We start from the raw sequence: 19,193 nt of genomic DNA on the forward strand, positions 1-19,193 counted from the left end.
AAAACAAAAAAACCACCAAAACTGGTGGTTATGAAGATTGTATTAACGTTGTTATTGTTTTATTACTTTTTCTGTTGTAGAAGTTCCGTCTGAGAAGTCTGCCTTTAGCAGATAGGTACCTTTTGGAAGTGAGGAAATATCTGCATTTCCGGAATCGTTCGTAGTAACGGTTTTGCCAGACATATCAAGAACTGAGGTCTTCTTTATTTTTTTATCAGTTCTAATGGTAATTTCACCTTTTGTAGGGTTAGGATAAATGGAAATAGCATGTTTTATCATGTTTTTAACTTCGCCTGTAGAAAGTGTCTGAAGAGATTTGAACATTCCTCCAACCGTTGCAGAAGTACTAAATCCTCCAGAGTAACAGGTGTTTGCGTCGGAACATCTTACGCCCAGGTGTTGTACACCTGTATCAAGGGCTGTCCATGTAACTCCGTTGTTGGTGCTTTTCCAGGAACCGCCGGCGGTAGCATCTGAACTTGTAGCGACAAGAATATTGGTACCCGGAATATAAGTTATGTCATTGATTTTGTTAGCTGCTGTGATTCCTGTAAAAGTTACGGGAGCCCAGTTTGCACCTCCGTCAGTTGTGGTATAAAGATTTAAGGTGGTTGTGGTTCTTTTCAGAATGATTCCTGTGTTGGCATCACTCCAGGCCATATCTCCGCTTTCTGCGCTTCCGCCAAAGTCGCTGATGAGTGTGTTGGTTGCCAGTACGGTCCACGTCTGACCCTTATCTGTTGATTTATAGATTCTGCCTTGGTCTGTATAGAAAAAAATATTATTTCCCACCGCATAATATCCGTTGTTATATCCATATTCATCAACTAATGGGTCCGGAAGGTTAGCAGCAGGAACCCTTGTCCAGGTAGTGCCTCCATTAGACGTTGTGTAAATTTCGAATTCTCCGTTTTCCGGATCTCCTCCGACAATGCCATTGTTGGCATCGAAGAAATGAACATAGTTGGTCCAGGATTCACCGGGGGTGTTCAACATTTTTTGGTTCACCCAGGTTACTCCTCCATCACTGGTTTTCCAGACCCCTCCGATCCCGGTGCTGTTATTGAATGCTCCTACCCAGGCTGTGGTAGCACTTACTCCTGAAATGTTGGTAATTCTTAAAGCAGGATTACCGATATTAATGGTTCCTGCCGTCCATGTGGTACCACCATTAGAGGTTTTTGTAAACTCCTGTACATTGGTGGTTGTGCTTATTCCATCAAGGGCAAATGCCCAAACGGTATTGGCGTCATATACTTCGAGTCCGCTAATTCCTCTTGATGGAGCCGCAAACCCGGAGTTTTGAGTGCCCCAATACTGGGAAAATGCTGATGAGCCTATAAATAAGGCAGTAATAGAGAGTAGAATTCTTTTCATGTTTTAGATTTTTGCTAATTTAATAAAAATAAAAATACGGTAACAAGAATTCAATAAATTGATTGATAAAATATATTTTTATCAGGAACTGCAGGAAAGAGTAGAACATCCGCTAATGCCATTGTAGCCGGTTGGCCTTTTGGTGGAAAATTCAGGATATAGCTCTTCATAAGGATTTTCCAATGCTTTCGTTAACTTTTCCAGCATTTCTGTGCTGCCCTGGCTAATCTCTTCAATACATTCATAAAGCAGGTAATTCCTGAGAATGAATTTGGGATTTGCTTTTCTCATTATCATCAGGGAATCTTCTTTTGAAATTACATTTAAACTTATTCTGTTTTGATAGGATGTAAAAAAGTTTTCAAGTTTTCTTTGCTTTTCCTGATCCCATGGAAGGTAAGAAAGCTGCTTAAAGTATTCCGGGCTATGAGTATTATCAGATAACTTTTCCAGTTCATTGAAGAACAGGGTATAATCCAGCTGTAGCTCCTGCATTAAAGCCTGCCAGTTGGTAAAGAATTCTTCGTCATCTTCTCGAAGCTGGTCAAATCCGAATTTCTGGCAAAGCATTTTATCATGGTTTTCCCAGAAATAGGAGCCAAAATGATTCAAAGTATCTTCCAGGAATTTTTCATCTTTAATTAAAGGGTGAAGGGCATTGGCCAGCTGCCAGAGATTCCATTGGGCTATCTGGCCTTGTTTCCCGAAGGCATATCTTCTACCGGGAAGATCTGTGGTATTAGGAGTAAAATTCAGATCATACTCATCCATCATTGAATAGGGCCCATAATCAATAGTAAGCCCTAAAACAGACATATTGTCTGTGTTCATTACTCCATGTACAAATCCTACTCTGAACCACTCGATAATGAGATTGGCGGTACGTATACAGATACTTTCGAAAAAATCTTTATATTTCTGTTGATCAGTCGAAGTGATCTCGGGATAGTAATTTTCAATAGTAAAGTCGGCAAGTTCTTGTAGGGTTTTATATTCTCTCTGGGCAGACATAAGCTCGAAGTGTCCGAAACGGAGAAAACTTTCGGCAGTCCTGATGACAACGGCTCCTTTTTCCAGTTGCGGATTTCCGTTATACATCATATCACGTACAACATCCTCTCCTGTAAATGCAAGGCTTAATGCTCTTGTGGTAGGAACTCTCAGATGGTACATGGCTTCACTCATCAGATATTCCCTTACGGAAGACCTTAATACAGCTCTGCCGTCCGCATGTCTTGAATAGGGGGTTGCACCTGCGCCTTTCCATTGTATTTCGGTTCTCTTTCCTGTATCATTAATGATTTCTCCCGCAAAAATAGCTCTTCCGTCTCCAAGCTGGCCTGCCCAGTTCCCGAATTGATGACCGGCATAAGCTGTTGCATAGGGTTGGATATTTTCAGGAAGATCATTTCCTACCAGGAAGCCCAGGTCTTTTTCTTCATATTTTCCTAATCCTATTTCTTCAGAAAGCGCTTCGTTAAAAGCAATTAATTGAGGATGATCAAATCCTGCAGGGTTGACGGTGGCAAAAACTACTTTGGGAGTATTTCTTTGCATGGGATTATTGGAAAAATCTCCTGGGAATTTCCTTATGAAAGGTTGGTTGATGCGTTCGATATTCATACTTCAAAGGTATTAATAATAAAAGAAAAGACCTTCCAGATTATTGAAAGGTCTTATATATTGTTAAAAGAGAATTTATTTATTGAAGTCTATCTCATCATTCGAGTGAAGATTTTCATTAATGTTTTCTTCTTTCTTTTCTACCGGTTTTTTAGGAGTAGGGTCTACCGGTCTTGGATTTTTAATCTCATCGATGGTCTGAAGGCTTCCGTCATCCCCATATCCTCCTCCAAGGCCTTTAAGGTTTGAACATCCGTCTTTCCAGTCAGAAGGTTTGGTAAACTTATCATCAGGTGTAATTCCTAAGCTCTTATCCGCCCAGACCTTCTTCATGAAGATGGCCCAGATTGGTAATGCCATTCTGGCTCCCTGTCCTTCACCTGTACCATAGAAGTGGGTTGCTCTATCTTCCCATCCAACCCATGCTCCGGTTGCTAATTTAGGAGTGATTCCCATAAACCATCCGTCAGAGTTATTTTGAGTGGTACCTGTTTTGGCAGCAATCTCTACTGCTTTTGAAATTCCTCTTCTTCCCAGTTCACCGGAAGCGGTTCCGTATTGCGCAACACCTTTCATGAGTTCAATCATGGTGTAGGCATACATAGGGTTCATTACTTCTTTCGGCTCTACGTTTACTTCCTTGATGACTCTTCCGTTGGCGTCTTCAATTCTCCAGATCATTTCCGGTTTATTATAGTTACCATAGTTAGCAAAAGTACTGTAGGCTCCAAGCATCTCATAAATAGTGATATCTGATGAACCTAAGGCAATAGTGTTGTTTCTTGGAATATCTTCTGTGACACCAAGATCTCTTGCAGTTTGAATAACAGCATCTACGCCCGTCATTTCAATAAGTCTTGCAGCAACAGGGTTTTGAGAGTGTGCCAATGCGTCTTTTAACGTAAGCATTCCTCCTCTTCCCGGTACATGCCATCCTTTGTGATCGTAGGTCCCGTTGGAAACGGTTGAACAAGGTGTCATTCCCAGTTTCATAATGGCAGTTGCATATACGAAAGGTTTGAAAGTAGATCCTACCTGTCTTTTACCTTGTTTGATATGATCGTATTGGAAGTGCTGCCAGTCGATACCACCTACCCATGCTTTGATCTCTCCGGTTCCCGGAACCATTGACATTAGTCCTGCCTGAGCAATTTGTTTATGGTATCTGATAGAGTCCCAAGGTGACATTTCAACCTCTTCCTCTCCGTTCCATGTAAATCTTGATGTTTTGATCGGTTTCTTGAATTCCATCATGATGGAGTCTTCAGGCATACCGTCAGCTTTCAGTAATTTGTAGCGGCCGGTCCTTTTCATGGCCTGAACCATTACATCATTAATCTGTTTGTCTGTAAGGTAATAGAAAGGTCTGTTTTTCCTGCCTCTCTGTTCCGCATCAAATCTTTTCTGGAGATCAGTTAAGTGCTCTTTGATTGCTTCTTCAGCATACTTTTGCATTTTAGAATCAAGGGTCACATATATTTTTAGTCCGTCTTTATAAAGATTCAGTTTCTTGCCTGTTTCTTTTTCGTTGGCCTCAAGATATTTGTCGATCTCTTTTCTCAGATAGAATTTATAGTATGCAGAATATCCGTCAGTAATACTTTTAATAGGGTGGAAATCTACCTCAACAGGTGTATTGACTGCTTTTTCATAGGTTGCAGCATCAATATAGCCCGTTTTCTGCATCTGGTCCAATACTACATTTCTTCTTTCCTTTGCTTTTTCAGGATACCTGTAAGGATTGTTCTTTCTGGGATTTTCAAGCATTGCTACAAAAGTAGCAGCTTCAGGCAGCGTTAGCTCTGAAGTTTTTTTGTTAAAATACACTCTGGACGCCATTTCAATACCATTGGCATTGAAAAGGAAGTCGAATTTATTAAAATAAAGAGTGATGATTTCCTCTTTTGTATATCTTTTTTCAAGGCTTACGGCCACTACCCATTCCTTAAGTTTTTGGAAACCTCTTTCAAGTTTGTTCTGAGAAGCATTTCCTGTGAAAAGAAGTTTGGCAAGCTGCTGGGTAATGGTGGAACCTCCACCACGTCCTCCACCGTATGCTATGGCTCTGGCAACGGAATATAAATCAATTCCTGAATGTTCTTTAAAGCGTTCGTCCTCTTTAGCCTGAAGAGCATAAATAAGATAGGGAGGAAGATCTTTATAAACTATAGGTTGTGTTTTTTCTTTTTCAAATTTACCTAAAGTAACCCCGTCTGAAGAGATAATTTCAGAAGCGACAAAGATGTCCGGATTTTCAAGTTCCTTTACATCCGGCATTTCCCCAAGAAATCCTTGAGAAACAGCAAAGAAAAGTCCTGAAATTCCTAAAACTACTGCAATGAGTCCAATCCAAATAAATGAGACCCATTTTTTCCAAGAGGTATCTTTCTTTTTCTTGGGAGGCAGAGGAAACGTTTTCCCCTTACTTCCTGCATTTTTTTTGTTTTCTTCCATTTATGGTTACGGTTTAGCCGTTTCTATTTTTACTCCAATATCTTCTATTCCCGGAAGGTTGTCATTTCTCATCGCCTGGATAAGGCCGATTTCATATTTTCCTTTTGCAGGAAACCTGTACTTCAACTTATATTGAAACAATGTTTCTTTTGTGTCACCAAAGCCTGTACCAAGCCATTCTCCATTTGGTTTTGCCAGGATATAATTTAAAGTGTCCGTCTCCTTTTTCTTATTTTGAATGTCGGTGAAATTAACAATTAACCTTATATTGCTATAGGGGTAATCATTATTGTTTCTTACGACAAATATAATATTTTTAGGATTCTGCGGATCTGAAATTTCAAGATTAAATTTTTGCTCGCTTTTCTTATTCCATTTATTATCAACAGAATTCATGATAATGTCTTCTCCCTGGGAAGAATTACAGCCCAAGAAAAAGATAAGGGAAAATAATCCTAAAATTTTATGCATTTTTATCTTTTTTTGGAGGATATTTCTTTTTAAACTTTTTCTTATTCGGGTTTTGTGGCTTTTTATCAGCATCTGTATTAACTTCTGCCTTTTCTACAGCGGCTTTTGGCTGAGGCTGAGGCTTTTGTTGTTTATTCTGGTTCCCTGTATGAGGATTAGGATTTTCAGATTTTTCAGTCCGTTCCTGTCTCTCCGGTCTGTTTCTTTTTTGTCCTTGTCCCTGCTGATTGTTATTTTGCCTGTTTTGATTGTTTTTGTTTCTATTTCCCCTGTTTTTCTTTTCAAAGCGATCCATATTATTCTCCTGAATAAGGTCAATACTTTGCACAGAAGATTCAGGTTGCTTCAATTCTTCCAAAGGAGGGGTTTTTTCACCTCTTTTATTTTTCGAAATCAGCTTTTTGACAAGATCAATATCAAAATCATACCAGGCAATAGAGTTTTCTACGTAAGCAAACCACATTTTCTTTTTGAAAACATCTATTTTGATACAGAATGCTTTTCCTTTTTCTGTTTCCAGTGTTGTAGAGGAGGAAGGGAAATGGCTTAGTGCATCTAGGTAACTGTCCAGTTCGTAGTTAAGACAGCATTTGAGTTTTCCGCATTGCCCCGCCAGCTTCTGAGGATTGATACTTAATTGCTGATATCTTGCGACATTTGTGTTTACTGATCTGAAATCAGTAAGCCACGTGGAACAGCAAAGTTCACGTCCACAAGAGCCGATACCTCCTACCTTGGCTGCTTCCTGTCTGAAACCGATCTGTTTCATATCGATTTTCGTTCTGAAAGACCCGGCGTAATCCTTGATTAGCTGTCTGAAGTCTACCCGGTTGTCAGCAGTATAATAAAAAGTGATTTTTGAAGCATCTCCCTGATATTCTACATCAGTAACTTTCATTTCAAGGCCCAGTCTCTGAGCAATTTTCCTTGCCTCAAGCTTTACGCCGTCTTCTTTTTTTCTTGCTTCCTGCCATACCTCAAGATCTTTTTGGTTGGCCTGTCTGTATATTTTGAGTGCAGATTCTTCAGAAAACTTTTTCTTTTTCATCTGAATCTTTACTAATTCTCCTGTAAGGCTTACAACGCCTACATCGTGTCCCGGACTTGATTCTACTGTAACTACGCTGCCTATATGTAAAGGGATATTATTTACATTTTTATAAAAAGATTTCCTGTCATTTTTAAACCTAACTTCTACAAAATCACACCTGTTCGGTGCAGGGTTGTTGATGTTAGAAAGCCAGTCAAAAACACTTAATTTATAACTATTCCCGCAGGTATTTACATTTTCACAGCCACTTGCGGTTTTCTTAGGACCACAAGAATGTGCAGAATCGCCGGATGTTTTACATCCACAACTCATATTACTATTATTTATAATCTTGCAAATTTATGTATTTTTATCTTTATGCAATTCTAAAATAGTTAAATATTCCATAACAGCATTGTTTAACATTAAACATTCCAATAAATGTGACTTTAGAATACCTACAAATGTTTAATAACGATGCTTTTGTATAAAACTTTTCTTGAAGTATTATTTTAAACATAATTTTCTTTTAAGATATTGTTTAAAATGTTGGGAAATATTAACAGACCTATTCAAAATAATTTTATATTTGGATTATATAATAATAGTCTATGAAAAAAATATTAGTATCAACTGCTTTATTGGCGGGCGTTTTATCTTACGCAGGAGGCTTCAGGGTATCTCTGCAAGGGGTAAAGCAATTGGCAATGGCGCATACTAGTGCTCATGCCGAAGATGCGAGTGTGACATTCTTTAACCCGGCGGGTATGTCATTTATCCCTTCCAAGCTGAGTATAGTAGCAGGAGGGTTTGGTGCAAGTAATAAAGTTACTTTTCAAAACTTAAATACGTTACAAAGTACAGAAACGGATAACCCTTTAGGGACTCCTATCTATGCAGCGATTACTTATAAACCACTGGAAAACCTATCAGTAGGTTTCAGCTTTTCAACGCCTTTCGGAAGTACCATTCAATGGCCTGAAAACTGGGAAGGTAAGGAAATGGTACAAAAAATGGAATTGAAGAGTTATTATTTTCAGCCAATGGTTTCTGTGAAGCTGGCTCCATGGTTATCTTTCGGTGCAAGCTATATCTATGCGAGAGGAAAGGTAGATTGGGATAAAGCGGTAACGCAGTTCGACGGTCAGGTTAATATCAATGATGAAAAAGCAACCGGACACGGATATGGTTTCGGATTCTACTTCAGGCCTGATCCTAAGCTGGATGTAAGTGTGGCTTACCGTTCACCGGTGGATATGAAAGCCAAAAACGGTACAGCGACTTTCAAATTTCCGTCGCAGTCTGTTTATTCCCAGCTGAAACTCAACGCTGCCGGACAGGATGCTTTCTCGGCAACACTTCCACTGGTTGAAGAATATACAATAGGGTTAACTTATAAAGTAACTCCGAAATGGCAGGTTTCTGCAGATTTCAACTATCACGGATGGGAAAGATACAGCAGGCTGACTTTGGATTTTGCCAATGCACCGATTGGAAATCAGGCAGACCCGACGATTCTTGTGAATCCTAAGAATTTTAAAAATTCAAAAACATTCAGACTGGGGACCCAGTATGCATTCAGCAATATGATCTATGGACGATTAGGTGCTTATTATGATGAATCACCTTATACCAACGAAAACTTTATTCCGGAAACCCCTTCATTTGATACCTATGTGATTACAGGTGGGGTAGGATTTAAGCTGAAGCAATTCGGAATTGATATTGCGGGAGGATATGCTATGCCTCAATATAGAAATGTGAACAACGCTAACCTTGGATTCTACGGACAGGCAAAAGCAAGAGCGTTTTACTTTGGTCTAGGTTTATCTTATAATCCTTTTTAATTTTAAAAGACTATGAAAAAAATTATAATATCGACAATTGCAGTTTCTGCACTTCTTTTTACAGTAACAAGCTGTAATACGGATTTCGATACGGATGTGAAAGATATTCCGGTTACAAAAGGAGATGCGGACTTTTCAAAATATATTTCTTTAGGAAATTCACTTACTTCAGGGTATCGTGATAATGCCCTATACAGCAGCGGCCAGAATGAATCTTATCCAAGTATGATTGCCACGCAGATGAAACTTGCTGGAGGAGGAGAATTCAAACAGCCTCTGATGCCGAATGATGTGGGAGGATTTATCGGTCTTCCTGGTTTTTCTGGAAAATTGACGCTTCAGGTTGTTGGTGGGGCTTTATCTCCAGTACCAAGCGCTCCGGCAGCAGCATTGGATATTTTACCTAACGGAGGCTCTTATCAGAATATGGGGGTTCCGGGAGCAAAATCTTATCATTTGGTTGCCCCTGGGTATGGGAGCCAGGCTGGACTTTCAACGGGAACGGCTAATCCTTATTTTGTAAGATTTGCTTCTTCAGCAACAACCAGTGTTTTAGCTGATGCCATGGCTCAAAAAGCAACATTTTTCTCTCTGTGGATAGGAAATAATGATGTATTATCCTATGCAACTAACGGAGGAACCAATTCACAGACAGTAGGAGGTGTTACTACCTATACTCCTGCTACCGTTCAGACAGGAAATACTAATGTTGCGAATTATAAATCAAATGATATTTCTGATCCTGCTGTTGTGGCAGGTTCTATAAAAGCGGTTTTAGATGGTCTTAAAAGCGTAGGAACTACAAAAGGTGTGATTGCTAATATTCCTTATGTCACATCAGTTCCATATTTTACAACGGTGCCCTATAACCCTTTAACACCTGCGGCTTTAGGAGCTAATTTAGCAACTCTTAATACTAATTTATATGGACCTTTAAAACAAGCGCTTACTGCTTTTGGAGCCGGAGATAGAATTAATTTGCTTTCTACTACTGCTCCCAATCCGGTTCTGATTAAAGATGTTGCCCTGCAGGATTTATCAGTGCAATTAACAGCTGCTTTAACTCCGTCTCTAGGTTTACCGACAGCAACGGTTTTCGGGCAGATCTTCGGACAGGCAAGACAAGCAACGTCTGAGGATTATATCCTTCTTTCTACCAGTTCTGTGATTAACAGCACCGCGCCAGGTGCACCGGCTCCGGTAAATATTTATGGAATTTCTTATCCGTTACAAAACCAGCATGTATTAACAAAAACAGAGGCTGCTTATGTAAAAACGGCAACAGATGCCTACAATGCTTCTATAAAATCGCTTGCAGATTCCTACGGGTTAGCATTTGTGGATGCCAACAAGAAAATGGTTGAGCTGAACAGTCAGTCCGGAATTGTATTTGATGGTGTAAGGTATACCGCCAAATTCGTAACCGGCGGAGCCTTCTCTCTGGATGGCGTTCATTTGACGGGACGAGGCTATGGTATCGTTGCCAATGAATTTATTAAATCTATTAATGCGAAATATAGATCGACTTTACCTCTGGTAGAAGCGAACAAATATTCAGGAGTTAAATTCCCTTAATCATTGATAAAATAAAAACTTAGAAGCCACAAGAGTAATTCTTGTGGTTTTTTTTTAAATTTGCAAAATCTTTTAAAAAGTAAAAATGGCCGATCAGTTAAGTTATCTATTTTGTACAAGAACCAGCAGGGACTTGGCAGAAAAAATTGCCCAGCATTATGGGAAAGAATTAGGGAAAATCAACTTTCAGGAGTTCAGTGACGGGGAATTTGAGCCTGTTTTGGATGAATCTGTAAGAGGGGGAAGAGTTTTCCTAATCGGATCTACGTTCCCTCCTGCGGACAATCTTTTGGAACTTCTTCTAATGATTGATGCAGCAAAAAGAGCTTCTGCAAAAAGCATTACTGTAGTAATTCCTTATTTCGGGCTTGCAAGGCAAGACAGAAAAGACAAACCAAGAGCACCAATCGGGGCTAAGCTGGTTGCTAATCTTCTGACTGCAGCAGGAGCAACAAGAATTATGACAATGGATCTCCATGCGGATCAGATTCAAGGATTCTTTGAAATCCCTGTAGACCACCTTTATGCTTCCACAATTTTTGTAGATTATATCAAATCTCTGAATCTTGAGGATCTTACGATTGCTTCTCCGGATATGGGAGGCGCAAAAAGAGCGAAAAACTATGCCGGTCACCTTGGGGCAGAAGTAGTAATTGCTTACAAAGAAAGAAAAAAGGCAAACGTTGTGGAAGAAATGTTCCTTATTGGAGATGTGACAGGTAAAAACGTTATCCTTATCGATGATATGATTGATACCGCAGGAACGCTTTGTAAAGCAGCAGATATCCTGATTGAAAAAGGAGCAAAGACTGTAAGAGCGATGGCGACTCACGGAGTGCTTTCAGGAAAGGCTTACGAGAATATTGAGAACTCAAAAATTCTGGAAGTTATTGTAACTGACTCAATTCCTGTTAAAAATAATTTGTCATCTAAAATAAAAGTGCTATCTTGCGCCCCATTATTTGCAGACGTTATGACCATGGTTCATGAGCATAAATCAATTAGCAGTAAGTTTGTTATCTGATTGGTTTCTAGCGATTTGCAAAGTAAATTAAAAACAATTTTTTAAATTTTTTATAAATGAAATCTATTACAATTCAAGGTACAAAAAGAGAAAGCGTGGGCAAAAAGTCTACAAAAGCTTTACGTGATGCTGAATTAGTTCCTTGTGTTGTTTATGGAGGTGAAGCCCCTTTGAACTTCTCTGCTGAAGAGAAAGCTTTCAAAGGATTAGTATACACTCCTGAAGCACACACGGTATCTATTGAGGTTGACGGAAAAACAATTCCAGCTGTTCTTCAGGATATTCAGTTTCACCCAATCACTGACAGAATTCTTCACGCTGACTTCTATCAACTGGCTGATGATAAGCCTGTTATCATGGAAGTTCCGGTAAGAGTTACAGGACGTTCAAAAGGTGTTGTAGCTGGTGGTGTTTTACGTCAGTCTTTCAGAAAATTGAGAGTAAAAGCTATTCCTGCTAACTTGCCAGATGAAATCGTTGTAGATGTTACTCCATTAAGAATTGGTAACAAACTTTACATCGGTGATATCAAAACTGAAGGATATTCTTTCATGCACCCGGACAATGCAGTAGTAGTTGCTGTTAAGATGTCTAGAAATGCAATGAAAGGAGGTGCAGCAGCAATGGATGATGAAGATGAAGAAGAAACTGCAGCAGAAGGAGCAGCTCCGGCAGCAGAAGAAACTGCAGCAGAATAAGTATTGCTTATTTAAAGATATAAAAACCTGTCAATCTGTTGGCAGGTTTTTTTTATTATTAGAAATGTGAAAACCATTCAGCAAATGGGCGGTCTGCCTTACACGGCTTGTTTTTGCTACTTTGCTTTATCAGTTTTCTTCGCCATATACTATCGAATATTTCTATCAGCTGATAATGATCACTAGCCAACCTTGTGCTTCCTTTCGGAAAAAAAGCCGTAAATTTGAAGGGTTCTAAATAAGGACCTGTTAATTTAAAAAAATAAATAAATGTTTGACATTCAGGAAATAAGAAGCCAGTTTTCTATATTGGACAGAGAAGTGAACGGTAAACCCCTGGTTTATCTGGATAATGCAGCTACCTCCCAGAAACCCGATTCGGTTTTAGAAGTCTGTCATGCATATTATACCGAGATTAATGCTAATGTGCATAGAGGAATTCATACCCTAAGCCAATTAGCCACAGAAGCAATGGAGCTTTCAAGGAGAAAGATTCAGAAGTTTATTAATGCAGAGCATGATTTTGAAGTGATTTTTACCAAAGGTACCACGGAAGGCCTTAATCTTATCGCTTATATTCTGACACAAAAATTACAAAAGGATGATGAGATCATTATATCATATCTGGAGCATCATTCCAATATCGTTCCATGGCAGATGCTTTGTGAAAGAACCGGTGCGAAGCTTCGTGTAATTCCTATTGATGAGAATGGGGTTCTTCAGCTGGAGTATCTTGATGAGTTTTTAAGTGAAAAAACAAAAGTGGTTTCGGTAAACCAGGTTTCCAATGCATTGGGAATTGTAAATCCTGTCGAGGAGATTATTGCCAAAACAAGAGCAAATACAGATGCTTATATTGTGATTGATGGTGCTCAATCTGCACCACATTTCAATATTGATGTTCAAAAACTGGACTGTGATTTCTTTGTTTTCTCCGGCCATAAAATGTATGCTCCGATGGGAACCGGTATATTGTACGGTAAGAAGGAAATACTTGAAGCGCTACCGCCATTCCATGGAGGAGGTGAGATGATTGCTACCTGCTCTTTTGACGGAACTACTTATGCAGGGCTTCCGTTTAAATATGAAGCCGGAACACCGAATGTAGGCGGGAATATTGCTTTGGGAGCCGCTGTTGACTTTATGAATAAAGTGGGTCATCAGAATATTCAAAACCATGAAAATGCTTTATTAGAATATGCTCAAAGACAGCTTTTGGAGATAGAAGGACTTAAAGTTTATGGTGAGAAAGCTAAGAGAACAGGTGTTGTTTCTTTTAATCTTGAAGGAGTAGGAATTTCCTCTGATGTAGGGATGATCCTTGATAAAATGGGAGTTGCAGTAAGAACAGGACATCATTGTACACAGCCTATCATGAGCTTTTTTAATATTGCAGGTACCGTAAGGGCAAGTTTTGCGGTTTATAATACCTTTGAGGAAATTGATCTTTTGGTGGAAGGAGTTAAGAAAGCACAGCGAATGTTGAGTTAGTAATACTTTAAATCAAATATATAAAAAAGCCCTGTCAGCAATGATAGGGCTTTTGGATTATCTTATATCTTCGAGGTGAAGACTGATTTTTTTTACAGATTAGGTTTCCAGTCAACAACCGCTCTGATGAATGCCTCCGCATTTTCTACAGGAACATTAGGCAGGATTCCATGTCCCAGGTTGGCAATATACCTGTCTTTTCCGAACCGGTTAATCATTTCGGTTACCATTTTCCTGATAGTTTCAGGAGTAGAATGAAGTCTTGCAGGATCAAAATTTCCCTGCAGTGTCATTGTATGATTAGTCAATGTTCTTGCGAATTCCGGTTTAATAGTCCAGTCAACGCCAAGTGCAGAAGCTTTGGACATGGTCATATCCTCAAGTGCAAACCAACATCCTTTCCCGAATACTACTACATGGGTTAGAGGGCTTAGCGCTTCAACAATCTGGTTGATGTACTGCCACGAGAACTCCTGGTAATCTGTTGGAGAAAGCATCCCACCCCAGGAATCAAAAATCTGAACGGCAGATACCCCTTTTTCTACTTTTCTTTTTAAATAGGCGATTGTAGTATCAGTGATCTTCTGAAGTAACAGATGAGCTGCTTCAGGTTGCTGGAAACAGAAAGACTTGGCAATATCAAAAGCTTTGCTTCCTTTTCCTTCCACGCAATAACAAAGAATTGTCCATGGTGAACCGGCAAAACCGATCAGCGGAATTTCATTGTCTAATTTCTGTAATGTAAGCTCAATAGCATCAAAAACATATCCTAAAGTATCATTCACATCCGGAGTTTCAATATTCTGAACCTGTTCCATTGTCCTGATCGGAGTATCCAGCCATGGACCAACAGATTCTTTCATTTTGAAATCAATTCCCATTGCCTGGGGTACTACCAGGATATCAGAAAACAGAATCGCAGCATCCAAAGGAAATCTACGGATAGGCTGTAATGTGATTTCAGCAGCAAGTTCAGGGGTCTGACATCTTGTAAAGAAATCGTACTGATCTCTCAGGGCAATGAATTCCGGCAGATATCTTCCCGCCTGCCTCATCATCCAGACAGGAGGTCGTTCAACGGTTTCTCCGCGAAGCGCTTTTAAATATAGGTCGTTTTTAATCATAATCTATTTTAAACTAACTGATAATATTGTCAATGTTTATGGCAATACCAGTTTTTAATCATTACTCCAGGCTTCTTTTCTTATCAGCTCAAAGATAGAAGTCAGGTTGTTGTCCTCCGAAGTAAAGATCTTTCCTTTCGTATAATTTCTTAATTCTCCGGATGTGGTTTCTCCAATGGAAAAAAGCTTCATATTTTCCAAAGAATTCCGCTTTGCAAAACTACGAACTCCACTCGGACTAAAAAATACTGCAGCATGATATTTTTCAGTTATTAAAGGATTGATTTCCTCCGTATTATATATGGTGACTTTTTTGTATTTGATATTCTGTAACGGCAGATCTTTATCCAGGACATTGATGGCAAGGTTGCCACAGAAGTGGAGAAACTGTTCATGCTGGCAATGCCCGATGATAAACTGAGAGAGAACATCTGCATTTTTCAGGACTTTAAATGTTCCAAACCCGTTTTTTCTCAATGCCTTCTTTGTTTTATCTCCTACACAATAAATTTTATTGTAGTTTTTAGCCGTAAAATCTTCGTTTGGGCGGAAGCGGTTTTTGAAGAAAGCTGCCACTCCGTTGACACTGGTAAAAATTAATGAATAATTTTTCAGGTCAAACGGGGGGATTATTATAGGTGTTGTCTTAATTACCTCAACACAGTCAGCCGTAATATCCTCTCCTAGGGCTTTGGATATTATTACCGGGTCTATATTTTTGGTAAATAAGATTCTCATGTCTTTGAAAATTAAAAATGAAAAGGTGTGGTGAGAAAGTTTGAATTTAAAATCTAAATAGGTTTAGATCTGGCTTTTAATTTCTGCCATTAATTCTTTACCTCCGTTTTCCAGAACAACTTTTGCAAACTTTTCTCCAAAATTTTCTTCAGAATTGTACTCGAAGTTTTCATCGATTGCAATACAGTTTTTACCATCCAGGGAACAGAGCGCCGCAATAAAACGGATCTGAGGTCCGATGATTTCTGCAAAGGCTCCGATAGGGGCAGTACAGCCTCCTTCCAATGTGCTCAGGAAGTTTCTTTCAATCTCTACGCAGATCTGGGTAGGCTTGTGATTGATCTGTTTTAGTATTTCGATAATCTCAGGTTTTCCGGAGTGTCCGGCAACGGCAATTACTCCCTGTGAAGGAGCCGGAATCATTAATGGAAGCATTTCATAATCGGTTTCCATTTTCATTCTTTTGATCCCTGCCAATGACAGGATTGTAGCATCAAAATCTCCATCCTCGAGTTTTTGAAGACGGGTCTGGATATTTCCGCGGATATCAGAAAATTCAGTAGTAGGGTAATGTCTTAGCCAGAACGCTCTTCTTCTCAGGCTGCTTGTAGCAAGCTTCAGTTCGTGGAATTCTTTATTTCTTGAAGATTCTTTTCTGATTAAAATATCCTGTGGATAATCTCTTTCCAAATAGGCAATCAACTCAATATTTTGAGGTAACTGGGTGGGAACATCCTTTAGAGAGTGTACAGCAATATCGATTTCGTCATTCAATAAGGCAACATCGAGGTCTCTTGTGAAGACTCCGGTAATTCCTAAAGAATATAGCGGCTGATTAAGATTTTTATCACCCGAAGAAACGATTGGGACGATTTCCGTTAAATAATTGTTGTTCTGAAGGTGCCTCGCAACCTCTCTTGCCTGCCAAAGTGCAAGTGCGGAATTTCTTGTTCCGATTCTAATGCTTTTCATTGAATTCGTTGTTTGGTTGTTCAACTAATATTTCGTGCATTAATTTACTAATTTCTTCGGCTTTTAAAGGATTATCAATGATATATTTTGCAAAACGGTTGGTAATTTTCTGGATCATTTTATCAGAAAGCTCCATATCCGTAATGTTTATATATTTATTCTTCTTATAAAAATTATGCATTTCATTGCGTTCCATATTCTTTAAAACAGCTTTGAAATGGTGAATGTTTGGTGCTAATTTTCTTTTTTTCTCCCATTCCATAAAATCTTTCATCAGTTCTTTGATGATTTTTTCTGCTTTTGGGATTTCTTTTTCCCGCTGCTGAATGGTTTCCTGGATTTGTTTTGAAAGCTCATCAACATCAATTAAGGTTACATTTTCATTTTCCGTAACATTCTTTTCAACGTTATGCGGGATTGAAAGATCAATAACCAGTGTTTCTTTTCCATTCGGGAAGTGGGACTGATTGATGATGGGGTGTTTGGCTCCGGTTGCCACAATAAGAATATCCGTATTTTTTAATTCCTTATCAAAATCAGAGTAATCAACATGAGGAATGTTATATTTTTGAGAAATTTTTTCAGCTTTCTCCTGTGTCCTGTTGGCAATTTTAATCTTTGGCTGATAAACGTGTTTTACAAGATTCTCAACGGTGTTTTGTCCTATTTCACCTACTCCCAGAAGAAGAATATTCTTTTCCGCAATTCTCTTTTGATTGTTCAGGATGTAATGAACTGCAGCATAGGAAACAGAAGCTGCTCCATTGGAAATCCCTGTCTCATTTTTTATCCTTTTGGAAATCTGGATGGCGGAATTAATTGCTCTTTCCAGGTAAGGGTTGGAGTTTTGCCTTTCCTTTTTGAAGCGGTTGTATGCTTTTTTGATCTGGCCGATGATCTCAAAATCCCCGATGATCTGGCTTTCCAGCCCCGCAGCTACTCTGAAAAGGTGTATTAAAGCCTCTTCTTTAGTCAGGATATTAGCAAACTGAAGAAAATCTGTAAGATTTACTCCAATGGTTTTGCAATATTCTTCTGCTACTAAAAGATAATTGGATGAAGTAGTGTAGATTTCAGTCCTGTTACATGTGGAAACCACAAATGCATCTCCAAGATCTTTCTGATGGACCCGGGAAACAAAGCTTTTAATGTTTTCATCAAAGAATGCAAATTTTCCTCTCGTTTCTACATCAGCTTTTTCGTAGCTTATAGAAAGCACGGCAAAATTTGATGTTTGATGGATGTTGGAATACTGTAACATAAGCAGTGGCAAATTTACGCTTTTTTTAATTAATGGTCTTCTGATACTGTATATGATAATTATCGTAAAAAACTATAAGGAGTAAAGGGCAAATACAGCAAGAATACAATTCTGATGGTGTTTAAAAGAGCCATTTCAAGGTGTTGTAATTAAAGAAATTAAAAAATAATCTGAAATGTATAAAACTTTGCTGTTTTCATTGAAAAAAATAGGAAGTGCTTTTTAGCATATTTTTTGTACAGCCGGTCTTCTTTGCCTGCCTTTTCACCGTTTTGAGATTCCGCTTTTTCGTCCTTTTGTTACCCTGTTAATTTTAGTTGAACTCAAAGTCTGTAAATGTCTAAAGTAAAAGTTAATAAAGAATTATAAATTTTAATAAAATTTTAACCAAATTATGTTGTTGTGAAATTTCTTTAGTAGTGTTAAATTTATATCTTTGTAAACTTAAAATCAGAAGAGAAATATGAGTTTATTTGATATGTTTACGCAAGAAATTGCGATAGACCTGGGAACTGCTAATACCCTTATCATCCATAATAATAAAATTGTTATAGATCAACCGTCAATTGTTGCAATTGAACGTTCTTCGGGTAAGCCGATTGCTGTAGGTGAACAGGCAAAGCATATGCAAGGTAAAACTCATGAGGATATCAAAACAATCCGTCCATTGAAAGATGGGGTTATTGCAGATTTCCATGCTTCTGAACATATGATCAAGGAATTTATCAAGAAAATCCCTGGTATCAAAGGTAAATTCATACAGCCTGCATTGAGAATTGTAATCTGTATTCCTTCTGGTATTACTGAAGTTGAAAAAAGAGCTGTAAGAGACTCTGCTCAGAAAGTCAACGCAAAAGAAGTACGATTGATTTATGAGCCAATGGCTGCAGCAATAGGAGTTGGGATCGATGTGCAGAAGCCTGAAGGAAATATGATCATTGATATAGGCGGTGGTACCACAGAAATTGCTGTAGTGGCTTTAGGAGGTATTGTATGTGATAAATCTGTGAAAATTGCAGGTGACGTATTTACCAACGATATTGCTTATTACTTAAGAACTCACCATAATCTTTATATTGGAGAAAGAACCGCTGAAAGAATTAAAATTGAAGTAGGTTCTGCTGTAGAAGACCTTGACGTGGATATTGAAGATATCCCGGTACAGGGTAGAGACCTTATTACAGGTAAACCAAAAGAAATTATGGTTGGATATAAAGAGATTGCCCGTGCATTGGATAAATCAATCATCAGAATTGAGGATGCCGTAATGGAAACACTTTCCCTTACTCCACCGGAACTGGCTGCTGATATTTATAAAACAGGTATTTATCTTGCCGGGGGAGGTGCGCTATTGAGAGGTCTTGCGGATAGGATTCACAAAAAAACAGGACTTCCTGTATTTGTAGCTGAAGATCCGTTGAGAGCTGTGGTTCGAGGAACAGGTATTGCTCTTAAGAATATGGATAAATTCAATTTCTTAATTAAATAATTTTAACTTTTTACGACTC

General features: G+C 38.7%; 15 protein-coding genes. 6 read left to right on the plus strand and 9 right to left on the minus strand.

All coding sequences use genetic code 11. From position 1 onward, the window contains the following. Nucleotides 1-51: 51 nt before the first annotated feature. The 5 genes from OK18_RS08620 to OK18_RS08640 form a co-directional block, all read right to left on the minus strand. Nucleotides 52-1,377, minus strand: coding sequence for a T9SS type A sorting domain-containing protein (locus tag OK18_RS08620; RefSeq protein ID WP_050021925.1), 1,326 nt, complete (start codon nucleotides 1,375-1,377; stop codon nucleotides 52-54). Nucleotides 1,378-1,458: 81 nt separating this feature from the next. Then, on the minus strand, nucleotides 1,459-3,000 hold the full coding sequence (locus OK18_RS08625; RefSeq protein WP_053327743.1) for a protein adenylyltransferase SelO: 1,542 nt from the start codon (nucleotides 2,998-3,000) through the stop codon (nucleotides 1,459-1,461). Nucleotides 3,001-3,075: 75 nt separating this feature from the next. Beyond that, nucleotides 3,076-5,454, minus strand: coding sequence for a transglycosylase domain-containing protein (locus OK18_RS08630; RefSeq protein WP_053327744.1), 2,379 nt, complete (start codon nucleotides 5,452-5,454; stop codon nucleotides 3,076-3,078). A gap of 6 nt (nucleotides 5,455-5,460) precedes the next feature. Further along, nucleotides 5,461-5,925 (minus strand): gliding motility lipoprotein GldH, encoded by a 465-nt coding sequence (locus OK18_RS08635; protein WP_053327745.1) that lies wholly within the window; start codon nucleotides 5,923-5,925, stop codon nucleotides 5,461-5,463. Next, a complete protein-coding gene (locus OK18_RS08640; RefSeq protein WP_050021923.1) occupies nucleotides 5,918-7,288 on the minus strand; it encodes a PSP1 domain-containing protein in 1,371 nt (456 codons plus the stop codon). Before OK18_RS08640 ends, OK18_RS08635 begins: the two co-directional genes overlap by 8 nt. Nucleotides 7,289-7,566: 278 nt before the next feature. On the opposite strand from OK18_RS08640, the gene OK18_RS08645 reads away from it, so the two are divergent. From OK18_RS08645 to OK18_RS08665, 5 genes are all read left to right on the plus strand, one after another. Further along, nucleotides 7,567-8,802: an OmpP1/FadL family transporter gene (locus tag OK18_RS08645; protein ID WP_053327746.1), complete on the plus strand. Its 1,236-nt coding sequence runs from the start codon at nucleotides 7,567-7,569 to the stop codon at nucleotides 8,800-8,802. Between the two features lie 12 nt (nucleotides 8,803-8,814). Further along, nucleotides 8,815-10,377, plus strand: coding sequence for an SGNH/GDSL hydrolase family protein (locus OK18_RS08650; protein WP_053327747.1), 1,563 nt, complete (start codon nucleotides 8,815-8,817; stop codon nucleotides 10,375-10,377). 85 nt (nucleotides 10,378-10,462) lie between these two features. Beyond that, nucleotides 10,463-11,401 carry a ribose-phosphate pyrophosphokinase gene (locus OK18_RS08655; RefSeq protein ID WP_050021921.1) on the plus strand — a complete coding sequence of 313 codons (939 nt, stop codon included), beginning with the start codon at nucleotides 10,463-10,465 and terminating at the stop codon, nucleotides 11,399-11,401. Between the two features lie 56 nt (nucleotides 11,402-11,457). Further along, nucleotides 11,458-12,099, plus strand: a complete 642-nt coding sequence (locus OK18_RS08660; protein ID WP_053327748.1) for a 50S ribosomal protein L25/general stress protein Ctc — start codon at nucleotides 11,458-11,460, stop codon at nucleotides 12,097-12,099. A gap of 270 nt (nucleotides 12,100-12,369) precedes the next feature. Next, nucleotides 12,370-13,590 carry an aminotransferase class V-fold PLP-dependent enzyme gene (locus OK18_RS08665; RefSeq protein WP_053327749.1) on the plus strand — a complete coding sequence of 407 codons (1,221 nt, stop codon included), beginning with the start codon at nucleotides 12,370-12,372 and terminating at the stop codon, nucleotides 13,588-13,590. Between the two features lie 92 nt (nucleotides 13,591-13,682). On the opposite strand, the gene hemE is transcribed toward OK18_RS08665, so the two are convergent. From hemE to hemA, 4 genes are all read right to left on the minus strand, one after another. Then, nucleotides 13,683-14,714 carry a uroporphyrinogen decarboxylase gene (gene hemE, locus OK18_RS08670; protein WP_053327750.1) on the minus strand — a complete coding sequence of 344 codons (1,032 nt, stop codon included), beginning with the start codon at nucleotides 14,712-14,714 and terminating at the stop codon, nucleotides 13,683-13,685. A gap of 54 nt (nucleotides 14,715-14,768) precedes the next feature. Continuing rightward, nucleotides 14,769-15,452, minus strand: a complete 684-nt coding sequence (locus OK18_RS08675; protein ID WP_053327751.1) for a uroporphyrinogen-III synthase — start codon at nucleotides 15,450-15,452, stop codon at nucleotides 14,769-14,771. 63 nt (nucleotides 15,453-15,515) lie between these two features. Beyond that, nucleotides 15,516-16,424 (minus strand): hydroxymethylbilane synthase, encoded by a 909-nt coding sequence (hemC, locus tag OK18_RS08680; protein WP_053327752.1) that lies wholly within the window; start codon nucleotides 16,422-16,424, stop codon nucleotides 15,516-15,518. Beyond that, nucleotides 16,411-17,685 carry a glutamyl-tRNA reductase gene (hemA, locus tag OK18_RS08685; RefSeq protein ID WP_050021917.1) on the minus strand — a complete coding sequence of 425 codons (1,275 nt, stop codon included), beginning with the start codon at nucleotides 17,683-17,685 and terminating at the stop codon, nucleotides 16,411-16,413. The genes hemC and hemA overlap by 14 nt, the downstream gene beginning before the upstream one ends. A gap of 463 nt (nucleotides 17,686-18,148) precedes the next feature. On the opposite strand from hemA, the gene OK18_RS08690 reads away from it, so the two are divergent. Further along, entirely contained in the window at nucleotides 18,149-19,174 is a 1,026-nt protein-coding gene (locus OK18_RS08690; RefSeq protein ID WP_002982450.1) for a rod shape-determining protein, read from the plus strand. The last annotated feature ends 19 nt before the right edge of the window (nucleotides 19,175-19,193 follow it).

It is taken from the genome of Chryseobacterium gallinarum, assembly GCF_001021975.1.
In the GTDB taxonomy this organism is placed as follows: Bacteria; Bacteroidota; Bacteroidia; order Flavobacteriales; family Weeksellaceae; genus Chryseobacterium; species Chryseobacterium gallinarum.

Bases quoted from the DNA above. Each gene is read 5' to 3' on its own strand.
- hemE (WP_053327750.1), bottom strand. From the start codon at position 14,714: ATGATTAAAAACGACCTATATTTAAAAGCGCTTCGCGGAGAAACCGTT.
- OK18_RS08655 (WP_050021921.1), top strand. From the start codon at position 10,463: ATGGCCGATCAGTTAAGTTATCTATTTTGTACAAGAACCAGCAGGGAC.
- OK18_RS08635 (WP_053327745.1), bottom strand. From the start codon at position 5,925: ATGCATAAAATTTTAGGATTATTTTCCCTTATCTTTTTCTTGGGCTGT.
- OK18_RS08660 (WP_053327748.1), top strand. From the start codon at position 11,458: ATGAAATCTATTACAATTCAAGGTACAAAAAGAGAAAGCGTGGGCAAA.
- OK18_RS08625 (WP_053327743.1), bottom strand. From the start codon at position 3,000: ATGAATATCGAACGCATCAACCAACCTTTCATAAGGAAATTCCCAGGA.
- OK18_RS08665 (WP_053327749.1), top strand. From the start codon at position 12,370: ATGTTTGACATTCAGGAAATAAGAAGCCAGTTTTCTATATTGGACAGA.
- OK18_RS08650 (WP_053327747.1), top strand. From the start codon at position 8,815: ATGAAAAAAATTATAATATCGACAATTGCAGTTTCTGCACTTCTTTTT.
- hemC (WP_053327752.1), bottom strand. From the start codon at position 16,424: ATGAAAAGCATTAGAATCGGAACAAGAAATTCCGCACTTGCACTTTGG.
- OK18_RS08640 (WP_050021923.1), bottom strand. From the start codon at position 7,288: ATGAGTTGTGGATGTAAAACATCCGGCGATTCTGCACATTCTTGTGGT.
- OK18_RS08690 (WP_002982450.1), top strand. From the start codon at position 18,149: ATGAGTTTATTTGATATGTTTACGCAAGAAATTGCGATAGACCTGGGA.
- hemA (WP_050021917.1), bottom strand. From the start codon at position 17,685: ATGTTACAGTATTCCAACATCCATCAAACATCAAATTTTGCCGTGCTT.
- OK18_RS08645 (WP_053327746.1), top strand. From the start codon at position 7,567: ATGAAAAAAATATTAGTATCAACTGCTTTATTGGCGGGCGTTTTATCT.
- OK18_RS08630 (WP_053327744.1), bottom strand. From the start codon at position 5,454: ATGGAAGAAAACAAAAAAAATGCAGGAAGTAAGGGGAAAACGTTTCCT.
- OK18_RS08675 (WP_053327751.1), bottom strand. From the start codon at position 15,452: ATGAGAATCTTATTTACCAAAAATATAGACCCGGTAATAATATCCAAA.
- OK18_RS08620 (WP_050021925.1), bottom strand. From the start codon at position 1,377: ATGAAAAGAATTCTACTCTCTATTACTGCCTTATTTATAGGCTCATCA.